Genomic DNA, 12128 nt, shown 5'->3' on the forward strand with positions numbered 1-12128 from the left:
TGCGACTAATAGCCACTGCGCTTCACACCTGATACTAGAAGAAAAATGAAACTTGACCATTTATTCTCTCTTCTCGAAGTAGTGGATAGGGCGGATTTCAATCCTCCAGTCAAACTGCTCACCTGCATCCAATTGAGTGGTCGGATGTAAGGAGGCCACCCTAATTGCTTCGTTAATATCAAGTGCCTCTATGATGAATACACTGCCTATCATCTCATTAGTTTTGGCAAAAGGACCTTCAGTAACCTCAACTTTCCCGTTCATCCGCTTCAAGCATTTTACTTCCAAGTCAACACCAACATCCATAATTACTTGACCGCTCTTGTAAAGTTCCTTTAGGTGGGGCTGACATTCGCTCAGGACAGTTTCGATCTCCGCCTTGGGGCTGGCATCCATTTTCTCTGGGTTGAAGTAACCCAAACACAAGTATTTCATATTAACGTCTCCTTTTTATGAAAGCAGTTTTTGATTCTAACGGTATTTTTTACCATTAAGTAAATTCGACTAGTCTTTATAAAATCCCTTTCTTCAACTAAAGAAGCAATTATATACAGTATCGGCAACAAAACCTTCGAATGGTGCACCTTTTATCTTTGTTTATATGTATCCATAGATAGATGTATTTGGAAATAAAAAATGCTGTGTATATTGGAGTATGTTTTTTGAATGTAAAAAAAGCTAAAATATGCAAGTCGTGCATAAAAACTTGCATATTTTAGGCTTATTAATTTTATCTGTTACTGTGTTAAGGCTACCCGTTAGTTTAAGTTCACTCTTTCACAAAGTCACATATAATTCGTTGGGACCTGAAGAAGAAAAATAGTTGCAGCTATAACTTAAAAGACATATTGTTACAGAAATACTCATCATTTTTAGTTGGCTTGGATATTATTGTTGATGTCTTTTAGATTTTTTTCTTTGATTCAAATAATTTGTATAACTAATTATTGATTTTAGATACTTGTCCGTTCAATATTTCTCTTACCATCATATTGTATTACAAGATGTGAAAGATTCTCTTAATAATATGATTATTATTTTAGACTTAATATTTAACCAAAAGGGAGTGTACGGAATGGCAGATGAAATTTATGAATTAAACGAAGCCGGAGGTGATAATAATCAAGACTTTTCAGAACTTGAAGCCCTTACGACTCGTATTAATATGTTAGTGGCTAACATGTTAAAACAAGAAACATATTTAAAAGGCGAATTGGCAACAAAAAAAGAATATCTAGCTTCATTTACTGTAAGCCTTGAAAACAGCGATAAAGAAATGCCAGAATTTCAAAGACAAATAGCCGAAATGAGAGAAACCAATGAAAAATATCAATCATTGATTGGGGCGTTAAGCAGTCTAGCAGCTGGGCAAGAAATGCAGCTAAAAGATCTAAAAGAAGTAATTGTCACCAAAGAAAAAGTAATTACCTCATTTGCTATAAGTCTTGAAAACAGCAAAACAGAGCAGAAATCTGATGAAGAAAATTCGGGGCTGCAAAAAGAGCAGAAAGATCAAAAGAAAATGCTTAAACGATTGCAGAAAGCAGAACGGAAAAGCTCAAAAGATAATGATTAAACGATTGCAATAAAAGAACCCAAAAGCGAAAGAAAAGAAATCATCGGAAATACGGAAGGACCTTGGAACCGATTTTAGATGCAATGCATGAGTGGGGAACGAAGCACACGCTTCACAAAATGCAAAAAATTTAACAGAAAACCTTAAAACTTTAGTGGCTGTCTTTTTGAAGGCAGCCTTCTAAATGTTAAATTCCGTTATCAGATATCGATAATACCTTGTTGAACTAAACTCACCCGTAAGTTGAACAAGTTCGTCGGTGCACCAGTCGTCGGCGCTTCTCTAGCCAGAACCGTCGTCGCACTAGCCACAACCGTCGATGTTGTCGGAACTGGGATGATTTAATGTTTGGAAATAGACGAAGATGTGGCTTTAGGAGATTTTAAACTCTAGCTCAAAGACATGGAATGATTATCATTCCATGTCTTTATTTGACTAGATCCTTTTGATCTGTCCAAAATGAAGTCGAATTTCATTTAGTTTAGTAACCGAATCTTTTAATTGTCCTTATTACTGAAGTTATGAAACTGTTTATTTAGCGAAATCAATAAAAACCGATTTCTAAGTTATTTCTCAATATAAAAAGGATTCTGAAGGAAACTAGGATTCCATCAGAATTGATCCTAACAAATGTCTGAAAAACTAAGCGTGATATTAAAGAATCTCGAGCCTGAAAGATACATCTCCACATATAGAGAAACGCACCGATTCCCCATCCATGAAACACAGAAAAATGTGAAAGAACATCCCCCAATAAAAAATACCCTTCAGACTTTCGCTCTGAAGGGATTTCTTGTTCACTTAATCAGTGTTACAGGAAGTTTAAGGATTGATATCTTTTTTAGAAGCAACCTCAGTAACTATATTGTTTCCCACAACATGCAAATCTTTATGAAAAGAAATGGAATCGGTGTACTTGGATTCAACTAATTGGATTAATTTCTGAATGTCCTCCCTGGTGGCTGGTTGTTTATTAGCGTTCAACTTATAACCAAGTTTTCCACTAACCTCAATTGTTGCCCACTCTAAATCACTGATGGCGTAACTTCCAGCTTGGCGTAATCGAATATCAAGATCGTCAGTAGTAAGTCTCATTTTTTTCATGTTTTCTTCATTTATTTTTCCATTTTCTATGACAAATACGGGTTTCCCGCTAAAAAATGTTTCTATCTTATCAAACTTCATTTTAAGATACTGGATACCATACACAGTAATAATAAGAACAAACACAACACCAAATGTGGTCAAAAGTCCTTTGTTCTCTATGGGACGACTAAGTATAGGTCCAAGCGTAATCATAATAACAAGTTGGGAGACCGTCATTTGAGAAATTGAATTTCTACCAGCAAATCTTAATAAGAGCGTTCCCACTAAAACAATTAGAACCGCATTCCAAATCCAATTTAGTTGCATATTACCACCCTTTTTCCGTTAGTTTCTAAAAAGACATATATAATATACATGAGCTGAGTATTTTATTTAGAAACGGATTGCTGGCTAAATGGGAAAGATTTTTATATAACAATGTCTTTTTCCCTCATAAAAAAGAAAAAGCTTCCATTATGACAGCCCTAATCTTTAACTCAAGCACCCCATTACTTTAAGTACAATTATTCACAAACTACCTACGGAATGACTAAAGATAGTTGCTTAAGAGTATATTTTGTTAAATTCCTTCTCTAAATTGATTAATTTCATCCTGTATTCTGTAATCTTAAGGAAAAAATCACGGAAGTCATAAGCTATAAAATTCATGTTAAATAATTGAATCGTGGTTTTCTTTACTGCATGTTCTAATACGAATATTGAATCCAGACAAGTCTTTCTTATTTCAGGTTCAACACTATTTCCATTTATAATGTTCAAATGGTTAATACAATAATTTAGAGTTTTTACGTGCTTTTCCAATAAATTCACACGCTCCGAAATACCTCCTATATGGACTTCGGTTTCTACTACCGACAGAATATCATAGAGAGTCTGTGTGGCAGTTTTTAATGAGTCATTCAACTGGTGAAAGGCTTGCAAAAAGTCATTAAATTTCTTGACCCTCTCTTTTCGTAATTCCTGGAGTTTCATGCAAAATGAAATGGTTACAATTAGGAACAGTAATAAATACACCAAATAAATATTCCCCCATTCGAAATTCACCACACTAGTTACCCCCCAGTTGCTAATTCACACCATATATTTTGCCAAATATAAATCATTTCATTACCATATCAACAAATTAGATTAGAATTACTAAACCTTTAATGAGCTTGTCAAAATCTTAATCCAAAATCTCAACATTTCTATTATGCATAAAGTGAAATTTGGAAATAATGGAGTGTGAATGAATTTAATGAGGTGGGAAAAGATGTTCCAGCATTGGTTGGCTAAGTTTTTACAACTACCCGTTGTTGTAAGAATTTTTTTGTTAGCTTCATTCATTATGATAATCTTTGGATACATCATTCATTTAATAGAACCAAAGAATTTCCCAACTGTTTTTGAAGGAATTTGGTGGGCAGTTGTTACAGCTGCTACTATTGGATATGGGGACTACGCTCCAGAAACATTTGCAGGAAGAATAACAGGAATTATACTTATGATAGTAGGGATTGCTATTGTCTCCTCTTATTTTGTCAGCTTGGCTACTATAGCAGTAACAATGCAAGCAGCCTACATTGAAGGGAAACTCTTTTTTAAGGGGAATCAACACATGATAATAATCGGATGGAATGAACGATCTAGAGAATTGATTTCTTCTATGTCTAAAAAGCATCCATCAAAGAAAGTGGTTCTTATTGATGAAACATTGGAAACTATGCCAACTGAACTCAAAAACGTGCACTTTATTAAGGGACGTGCCAACCTAGACGAAATTTTATTAAAGGCAAACATTCATGAAGCACAATGTGTAGTGATAACTGCTGACCAAAATAGGAACGAGTTGTATGCAGACATGAATACGATCATTACCTTGTTAGCGATTAAAGGAACACACCCAACAATTCGGTGCATCGCAGAAATTCTTACTTCTGAACAAGTGGATAATGCAAGGAGAGCAGGAGCTGATGAGATTATCCAATCCAATATCCTTACAAGCTCTCTTATACTTAACAGTCTAGAATCTCATTCAACAATGGAATCTATAATGAATTTAATCCGTAATTCTGATAACCACAACCTCTTAACCTGTGAACCTGTTGAAGGGATAGTGGGAAAACCATTTTATGAGGCATGTAATCTTTTTTTCAAAAGAAATAAAATGTTGGTTGGAATAAAAAGAGGAGAGAAAACTCATGTTAACCCTCCGCAAGAATTTGTTATTCAAAAGGATGACCTTGCTGTTGTAATTACAGAATAGTTCAAAAAAAGCCTACTTTATTCATCAAAAGGATGTTAATAAAGTGGGCTTCTGTTTTTATTTTTTTAAATGGAAAGGTACAGTGGTAACAATCACGTTTCTCCGATATAGCAAGAAAGACTTAATCAATAAGCTTGATTGATTATGGAGAATATTGTGCCAGCCTTTCTTAGTGATAAATTGTGGGATGACCACTGTTACTTGATAGTTAGATTCGCTCGCTTTATGTTCAACTGTATCAACAAACTTAGTTAATGGAGTTATGATACTTCTGTAATGAGAGTGCAGCGTTACCAGTCTTACGTCAGGTTGCCACTTTTTCCACTTTTCTTCAAACTTATGCTCGTCATCTCTTTCAAAAGCCACATAAACGGCAATAATTTGATCTGGCTTAAGTGATTTGGCATAGTTTATTGAGTTTTCTACCACATGAGTAATGCCAGCCACTGGAACAATGAGTACATTCCCCTCAATCTGTAAAGCGGGCTCACATGTAGTAATCCTCAATTGATCCCCTACTGCATCATAATGTTTTTTAATTCGGTGGAAAATAAAAATAATAATCGGTAGAAAAACTAAAATTGACCAGACTTGATTGAATTTAGTTAAGAAGAACATTAATGTGACAATGAAACTAATTAATGCACCCGTTGTATTAATAATAAATTTCGGCACCCAGCCTTGAGGCTTTTCTCGAATCCATTTAACCATCATTCCTGTTTGAGACAATGTAAATGGAACAAACACTCCGACTGCGTAAAGTGGGATAAGATGCTCGGTTTCTGCATGAAAAGCAAGGATTAATATAATCGAAGCTAGACCAAGTATGAGGATACCGTTTGAATATCCTAATCGGTCACCTCTCATCAGAAACATCCTTGGAATAAACTTATCTTTAGCAAGATTAACCGCTAGCAATGGGAATGCAGAATATCCAGTGTTGGCAGCAAGGATTAATATTAAGGCTGTAGTTCCTTGAATAAAGAAATACATATAATTCCGTCCAAAGACATCCTCTGCAATTTGTGAAACAACCGTTACCTCAGCTCTTGGAGCAGTTCCATAATAATAGGCTAAAGTTATGATTCCTGAAAACAAGATAGCAAGCAAAATCCCCATCATTATTAGCGTTTTAGCAGCATTGTTTGGTGCTGGATCTTTAAAGTTTGGTATGGCATTAGATATGGCTTCAACACCTGTTAATGCTGAACTTCCTGAAGCAAACGCCCTTAATAAAATAAATAAACTGATCCCCGCCACAGGTGTACCTAAAGGGGTGTGTAATTCAGGAGTAACACCGCCTGTTAAAATGTTGTATATACCCACACCAATTAAAATGAACAAGGCTAGAACGAATAAGTACACGGGGTAGGCTAATATTGAAGCGGACTCCGTTACTCCTCTTAAATTCAAAAGTGTAATAAAAATTACAAATACAATGGCAATTTCCACATTATAATTATGTAAGGTGGGAAAGGCAGAAGTTAAAGCATCAGTCCCAGCAGACACACTTACAGCAACCGTAAGAATATAGTCTACTAAAAGAGAACCACCAGCAATTAAGCCTGGATTTACTCCTAAATTATTTTTCGAAACAACATATGCTCCTCCTCCATGAGGATAAGCAAATATGATTTGCCGATAGGACAGTATGAGAGCTGTTAAAAGAATTAACACACCCACTGCTATAGGAATGGAGTACCAAAATGCTGCTGCTCCTATTGTTGCCAACACGATTAGTATTTGTTCAGGACCATATGCCACCGATGACAGTGCATCGGAGGATAGAATTGCTAATGCTTTTGTTTTGTTTATTTTTTGTTCCCCTAATTCATGTGATTTCAGAGGTCTTCCAATTAAAAACCTTTTTATTGATGAAAACATTCATTACTCACCGCCCAATTATGTAATAAGTTATGTCACTATATTGCCCCATAAAAAAATTTTTTCTCAAACTGCAGTAAAAAAGGCCTACAAGACATAGTTAATAGACCTGTAGACACGTCATTTTTCGTGTATCACAAGCTCCACCTTTCTTCTCATGTAACGCTTCCGAGGTTAGCTGTCGGATTCGGGCCATTGAGTAGCCCTACCTTTAAAAAAAAGCATTAAAACCCAATAAAACGGAAAGATTATATAACAGATAGAAAAAATACCCATAAAAAATATAAGAACCTATTTCAAAGGAGGATTAACATGTTCAAAGAAAATAGACCATTATTAACTGATGAATTTTTAGATGAGTTAGCTAATGAAATTAACCAGCAATATGGAGGTCCCATAAAAGAACAAAATGAGGAACCCATAAATAATGATCAAAAATAAGATGAATTCCTTTAAAAGCCATCCCCAATTTTGATCGTCAACCTCATGGTGTGTGCAGTTTTTCCCCCTGGACTTAACTTGAGAAAAATAAAAAAAGCTGCAACAAAGGCAGCTCCAACCTTTACTTTTATCGATGGACAATTATTTTAAATATGCTCCTAACGCTACCATAGCATTCTTTAATGCTTGTTCATATGCTTTATCTTTCCCAATCACTAAACGGAAGTCAGACTTATCTCGCACTGTTGACCGCCCTTCTACTTCATAACCATTTTCAAAGATAAGGAGACAAATGGTTGTTTTATCGCTCATACGGTGAAATTTTTTCTCAACTATCATTTCTTCTAACTTAATTCGTTTATCATTTTTAAGCTCAGCTGTTCTTGAATAAGGGGTTACCACATGGTCGTAAAAATGTTTATTCTTACATGTAACTAAAAGAATTTTTTCTCCACTATGTTCTACGTTGTTAATTTCTCCACATTTTGGACATATACTTTCGATAAACATTTTCCTCTCTCCCTTTAAATTAATTTCTTTAACTGTATATATAATCAAGTAAATTTCTTATACAGAAATATAAATCAATGCACCTACAAATAATGATTTCTTGAAAATTTAATTCCTTCTTCCACCCCTATCTTTCAATGAAACTGCCCTCACCTCCTAAATAACAAATTCTACGGATACTATAAAGAAGGGTAAAAAAATAGACCAATGAATACTCGTTCCCCAATTGAATCAATTGCAAACAATTACCAAAATAAAATATCAAATAAAGATATCTCACTTAGGATATTGTTGATTGAATTGATCAACATATTGGAGAAAAAGTAACATTGGTCTACTTAACGCCTAGTTAGCATTACTGCTCTCTTTGCGTTCTGTCTTCCATATTCCTTTTTCCTAAAATAGGCATAATAAAAAGACCTACTTACTTCTCAAGCTGCCCTTTTGCTAATAAACAAAAAAGCCCCCTGAATTAGGCGGTCTTTTAGACCTCCCTCGCTTTAGCCGACGAAGTTAGCTGACGGGTAGGATGGCGAAAGAGTATCTCATCCCTTCTGGTTACACAGAATTAACCCCAAAAAATTGGTTCCTCCGTTCCTGAGTTCAATCAGGATTAAGCCGGTTTATTAATTTGAATACTATAATTGTATGCCTCAGAAACACTGCTTGTAAATCGCTATATTTGACTGAATATTTCTACTTTACACGATTTTTTTGAAAAAACATTAGAATTCCTTTATTTTTCTCACCATATCTCATTTTTTTATTTTCATTTTTCTTATTGACATGACTTTAATTCTGAAAGTAGTATTATGTTCATAATAAAGTTGTTTAAATCATCCGGGGGTTTAAAAGATGCCTATTTCAAAAAAGAAACTAGAAGCTGAGATTAGCTCAGCCTTTATAAAATTTCAAAGGGAATTACTTGGTCGGGGTCCACAAGAGGCGAAAACATACATTGTTCAAGATATGGTTATAACTCGCTTCAAAGGAGTATTGACTACAGAAGAAAAGCATCTTGTAAACGATGATACTGGAAGAAGACTGGTAAAAAAAATGAGACAAGTCCTCCGCGAAATGTACAGCAATGAGTATGAAAACATAGTAGAAAACCTTACTCATTGCAAAGTTCTTTCCAGTCACAGTGATATTAGCACAAAGTTGGGAGAGAGAATTGAGGTATTTATTGTTGATAAGGACTTAGAAAAATTATTAATAGAGTAATATTACTATCTTATTTTTCGCATTGTGGGTGATTTCCTTCTTCAACTGATATGGTTCTTCTTTATAATATTGATGAATTACGTATAAATGGAATCCCCAATAAGGGCAATTTACTCGCGTTCCTAGATGAAATGAATATGTTGGATGTGCATCGGCGAATCAGTTTAAACTAGTAAATGTGAATGATGCAAATTCAGAACTTAACAAAATCGGAGGAATAAAAATGGCAAAAACAAACCTGTGTCAAAGCTGTGGCATGCCCATGAAAGTGTCAAGTGACTTTGGAACTAAAAAGGATGGGACACCGTCAGAAAAATACTGTCACTATTGTTACGAAAATGGTGAATGGATACAGCCTGATGTAACATTCGATGAATTTTATGCATTCAGTTTAAAAAGGTTTCAGGAGTCAGATATGAATCGGGTTGAAAAATTTTTTCTCAATAAAATGTATACAAAAAAATTCTTAAAAAAATTAGAGCGCTGGCGCTAAAACAAACCTCCAAATCATGTTGAATGTACATAATCCCTAGGTTGTTCCCCAAGGCTTCAACCCACTCCTTTAACACTTAATAGCATAAAAAAAGACCGTCTATTGACAGTCCAGTTCTTATACTAAAGCACCCATTCGTAATATAAGGTTAGCCAGTTTTTTCTGGTTGGCCTTTTTGTTTATGGTCTTATTATTACGGTAGTCGGGGTAGAACGTCGCACCCGTGGGAATCAATCCCCTAAGTTTAAGTACATTTCTTCGCAAGCTATTCAACGGTCCATTCGAATAAAGTTGAAGTCTTACAGACCCAGGTTCAATTATGTTTGTTTTGTTAGCCCAAAAAAAGCACCCTAAGGATGCTTATTTTGTCATTTTAATCTTTCCTCCATTTCCAGTGTCGGGAAGTAATCACCAAACTCAAATATTTAGTTACTAGTTAGTGTATTCTGGAGGCGATTTGCTTCTGCGATCACTTTTTCTTCATCGATCGTTAAACATCTGCCGTCCTTTACAATTGCCTTCCCATCAATATAGACATCGCATACATCGCTTCCGCGTGCCGCATAAAGTAAATGTGAATATGCTGTACTAATTGGTTGTAGATGCTCCTTATCATAAGGATAAATGGTTATATAATCTGCCTTCTTATTTGCTTCAAGAGAGCCCGTATGTTCCATACCAATGACTTCAGCCCCACCCCGAGTAGCCAAGGTTAACGCAGTTTGTGCAGAGAATTTAGTAGCATCTTTATAAATCCCTTTTTGTAGTAATGCAGCAGTTCTAACTTCTTCAAACATATCCAGATTGTTATTCGAAGCTGTGCTATCTGTTGCAATACCTACTTTAACCCCAGCTTGTAAAAGACTAACAACATCCGCAATACCTGAACCTAGCTTCAAATTACTAATTGGATTGTGAGCAACTCGTACATCATGTTGCTTTAAAATTGCTCTCTCTTCATCGTTAAGTATTACACCATGAGCCATTACTGTTAGTTGATCAAAGATACCTAATTTGCGAAGATGCTCGACAGGTCGATTTCCATAACGAGTTTCGATGTCTAAGATTTCGAAATCAGTTTCTGATACATGGATGTGTATCATTAACTCATTTTCCTTTGCAATTCGAGCGGTTTCTATAAGTGTTTCCGGGGTACAAGCATAAGGGCTATGAGGTGCAACCATCGTTGTTAGACGCCCATTAGCAACCATTTTATAGTTTTTAGAAAACTGCTCTGCCCTCATAAGATTCATTTTCTGCTCTTTTTCTGTGCCGAAGCTAAAAATCGAATAAGAAAAGGCTCCACGAATTCCTGTTTCACTAATTGTTTCCATTACAGCGCTCGGTTCAATACCGGTAGGATTAAACATATCTGAGAATGTAGTGGTTCCCGACTTTACCATCTCCAAAATGCCAAGTTGTGCACTCACTGAGGCAATCTCCGTTGTAAATTGCTTTTCAATTGGCCATATTTTAGTTTCAAGCCAAGGCTTTAGCAGCATATCATCTCCAATACCACGTAAAAGAGTCATTAAAATATGAGAATGGGTATTCACGAGACCAGGCATAACCCATTTACCTGCAAGATCCACTACTTGGTCTACATCCGTCAGTAGCTCTTCAGAACGTTCGCCTATATAGGAAATAAGTTCATCTTGTACAACCATCATACCGTTTTTAAAGATTCGATTCTCCTTATCCATAGTAAAAAAAGTAGCATTAACATAAATTGTTTTCAATTTAATTTCCTCCTAAATCGTTTTTGAACATTAAAATAAGTTGATTTTTCAAAAAAAAATCCTGATTACGAAGAAAAATGTAAAAAATACATTTTTTTTCGTAATCAGGATTTTACGGTTCCTGGTAGAGACCCTCATACCATATCAATGAGGTTATACAATCGATTTATGCTTTTATATAACCAAATGATAAGTGATAAATAAGCAAAGTTCAACATTTTCTATAATTTGGCATCCTTATTAGGCTGAACCACTTTGTTAATCTACCTTGAAAAATAAACTTCTGTGACTCAAACTAGTATATGAGATTAACTTCTAAATATAGAAATGGTTATCAAATAACTCCTATTGAACTAGCGCACCCGATAGTTTAAGAAGAAATCTTTAAAGTTGGAGATCTAAATCATTTAAAGTCCCATTCAATATTTATCTATTTTCTCCGCCAACTCTAAAATAATTCCCTCTGGACCACGAACGTAACATAACTTATAACTTTCTTCATATTGCTGTATCTCACTAAAGATTTCCGTGCCTTTCTTTTTCAATTTTGCAACAATAGCTTCAATATCTTCAACAGCAAAGCAAATATGTCGGATACCCAGCGTATTTGCAAAAGGTTGCTGAATATCTTTTTCATCTAACGGCGTATAAAATTTGACTAGCTCTATCCATGCCTGACCATCCGGCATCCCCAATCCTACACATGCTGTTTTAACATCTTTAAGCCCAACTATTCTGTCTAACTGTTCTCCGTCCAATTCCCACTCCGCTTGCACTTCAAGTCCTAAATCAAGAAAAAATGCTTTAGCCTCTGAAAGATCATTTACGTTTATACTCACATGATCTATTCTATTGATCTTCATATCTCATACCTCCTATGTTCCTGTTATTTTCAATACCTGTATTCGT

Annotated in this window: 12 protein-coding genes and 2 riboswitches; of the genes, 5 read left to right on the plus strand and 7 right to left on the minus strand. The window is 35.2% G+C overall.

The window, feature by feature from the left end; all coding sequences use genetic code 11:
* Positions 1-60 precede the first annotated feature (60 nt).
* Positions 61-435 carry a YciI family protein gene (locus QNH48_RS29020; protein WP_283953097.1) on the minus strand — a complete coding sequence of 125 codons (375 nt, stop codon included), beginning with the start codon at positions 433-435 and terminating at the stop codon, positions 61-63.
* Positions 436-1075: 640 nt separating this feature from the next.
* On the opposite strand from QNH48_RS29020, the gene QNH48_RS29025 reads away from it, so the two are divergent.
* Complete coding sequence (locus tag QNH48_RS29025) at positions 1076-1576, plus strand: hypothetical protein (RefSeq protein ID WP_283953098.1); 501 nt, start codon at positions 1076-1078, stop codon at positions 1574-1576.
* Positions 1577-2398: 822 nt separating this feature from the next.
* Here QNH48_RS29025 and QNH48_RS29035 read toward each other — a convergent pair.
* Positions 2399-2989, minus strand: a complete 591-nt coding sequence (locus QNH48_RS29035) for a DUF421 domain-containing protein (RefSeq protein ID WP_283953099.1) — start codon at positions 2987-2989, stop codon at positions 2399-2401.
* Between the two features lie 237 nt (positions 2990-3226).
* Positions 3227-3730, minus strand: coding sequence for a hypothetical protein (locus QNH48_RS29040; RefSeq protein ID WP_283953100.1), 504 nt, complete (start codon positions 3728-3730; stop codon positions 3227-3229).
* A gap of 205 nt (positions 3731-3935) precedes the next feature.
* On the opposite strand from QNH48_RS29040, the gene QNH48_RS29045 reads away from it, so the two are divergent.
* A complete protein-coding gene (locus tag QNH48_RS29045) occupies positions 3936-4928 on the plus strand; it encodes a potassium channel family protein (protein WP_283953101.1) in 993 nt (330 codons plus the stop codon).
* A 57-nt stretch (positions 4929-4985) separates the two neighbouring features.
* Here the strand turns inward: QNH48_RS29045 and QNH48_RS29050 are convergent, their stop codons facing one another.
* Positions 4986-6812 carry an APC family permease gene (locus QNH48_RS29050; RefSeq protein WP_283953102.1) on the minus strand — a complete coding sequence of 609 codons (1827 nt, stop codon included), beginning with the start codon at positions 6810-6812 and terminating at the stop codon, positions 4986-4988.
* A 312-nt stretch (positions 6813-7124) separates the two neighbouring features.
* Between QNH48_RS29050 and QNH48_RS29055 the strand changes: the two genes are divergently transcribed.
* On the plus strand, positions 7125-7253 hold the full coding sequence (locus tag QNH48_RS29055) for a bacitracin ABC transporter ATP-binding protein (RefSeq protein WP_283953103.1): 129 nt from the start codon (positions 7125-7127) through the stop codon (positions 7251-7253).
* Positions 7254-7394: 141 nt separating this feature from the next.
* Here QNH48_RS29055 and QNH48_RS29060 read toward each other — a convergent pair whose 3' ends face one another.
* The gene (locus QNH48_RS29060; RefSeq protein WP_283953104.1) at positions 7395-7763 is read right to left on the minus strand and encodes a Gp49 family protein; all 369 of its coding nucleotides are present in this window, start codon (positions 7761-7763) and stop codon (positions 7395-7397) included.
* Between the two features lie 487 nt (positions 7764-8250).
* Positions 8251-8393: riboswitch (cyclic di-AMP (ydaO/yuaA leader) on the minus strand.
* A gap of 225 nt (positions 8394-8618) precedes the next feature.
* On the opposite strand from QNH48_RS29060, the gene QNH48_RS29065 reads away from it, so the two are divergent.
* Together QNH48_RS29065 and QNH48_RS29070 are read left to right on the plus strand one after the other, a co-directional pair.
* Positions 8619-8987 carry a Na-translocating system protein MpsC family protein gene (locus QNH48_RS29065; RefSeq protein ID WP_283953105.1) on the plus strand — a complete coding sequence of 123 codons (369 nt, stop codon included), beginning with the start codon at positions 8619-8621 and terminating at the stop codon, positions 8985-8987.
* A 223-nt stretch (positions 8988-9210) separates the two neighbouring features.
* Positions 9211-9480: a zinc ribbon domain-containing protein gene (locus tag QNH48_RS29070; protein WP_283953106.1), complete on the plus strand. Its 270-nt coding sequence runs from the start codon at positions 9211-9213 to the stop codon at positions 9478-9480.
* A gap of 425 nt (positions 9481-9905) precedes the next feature.
* On the opposite strand, the gene QNH48_RS29075 is transcribed toward QNH48_RS29070, so the two are convergent.
* Entirely contained in the window at positions 9906-11183 is a 1278-nt protein-coding gene (locus QNH48_RS29075) for an amidohydrolase family protein (protein ID WP_283955911.1), read from the minus strand.
* 117 nt (positions 11184-11300) lie between these two features.
* A riboswitch (purine riboswitch) is annotated at positions 11301-11400 on the minus strand.
* 238 nt (positions 11401-11638) lie between these two features.
* Entirely contained in the window at positions 11639-12082 is a 444-nt protein-coding gene (locus tag QNH48_RS29080; RefSeq protein ID WP_283953107.1) for a VOC family protein, read from the minus strand.
* Between the last annotated feature and the right edge of the window lie 46 nt (positions 12083-12128).

The sequence above is a fragment of the Neobacillus sp. YX16 genome (assembly GCF_030123505.1).
Classification (GTDB): Bacteria; Bacillota; Bacilli; order Bacillales; family Cytobacillaceae; genus Neobacillus.

What these genes read in the sequence shown, in the direction of transcription:
- QNH48_RS29065 (WP_283953105.1), top strand. Translation starts at nt 8,619, where the DNA reads ATGCCTATTTCAAAAAAGAAACTAGAAGCTGAGATTAGCTCAGCCTTT.
- QNH48_RS29060 (WP_283953104.1), bottom strand. Translation starts at nt 7,763, where the DNA reads ATGTTTATCGAAAGTATATGTCCAAAATGTGGAGAAATTAACAACGTA.
- QNH48_RS29070 (WP_283953106.1), top strand. Translation starts at nt 9,211, where the DNA reads ATGGCAAAAACAAACCTGTGTCAAAGCTGTGGCATGCCCATGAAAGTG.
- QNH48_RS29020 (WP_283953097.1), bottom strand. Translation starts at nt 435, where the DNA reads ATGAAATACTTGTGTTTGGGTTACTTCAACCCAGAGAAAATGGATGCC.
- QNH48_RS29035 (WP_283953099.1), bottom strand. Translation starts at nt 2,989, where the DNA reads ATGCAACTAAATTGGATTTGGAATGCGGTTCTAATTGTTTTAGTGGGA.
- QNH48_RS29080 (WP_283953107.1), bottom strand. Translation starts at nt 12,082, where the DNA reads ATGAAGATCAATAGAATAGATCATGTGAGTATAAACGTAAATGATCTT.
- QNH48_RS29055 (WP_283953103.1), top strand. Translation starts at nt 7,125, where the DNA reads ATGTTCAAAGAAAATAGACCATTATTAACTGATGAATTTTTAGATGAG.
- QNH48_RS29025 (WP_283953098.1), top strand. Translation starts at nt 1,076, where the DNA reads ATGGCAGATGAAATTTATGAATTAAACGAAGCCGGAGGTGATAATAAT.
- QNH48_RS29045 (WP_283953101.1), top strand. Translation starts at nt 3,936, where the DNA reads ATGTTCCAGCATTGGTTGGCTAAGTTTTTACAACTACCCGTTGTTGTA.
- QNH48_RS29050 (WP_283953102.1), bottom strand. Translation starts at nt 6,812, where the DNA reads ATGTTTTCATCAATAAAAAGGTTTTTAATTGGAAGACCTCTGAAATCA.
- QNH48_RS29075 (WP_283955911.1), bottom strand. Translation starts at nt 11,183, where the DNA reads ATGGATAAGGAGAATCGAATCTTTAAAAACGGTATGATGGTTGTACAA.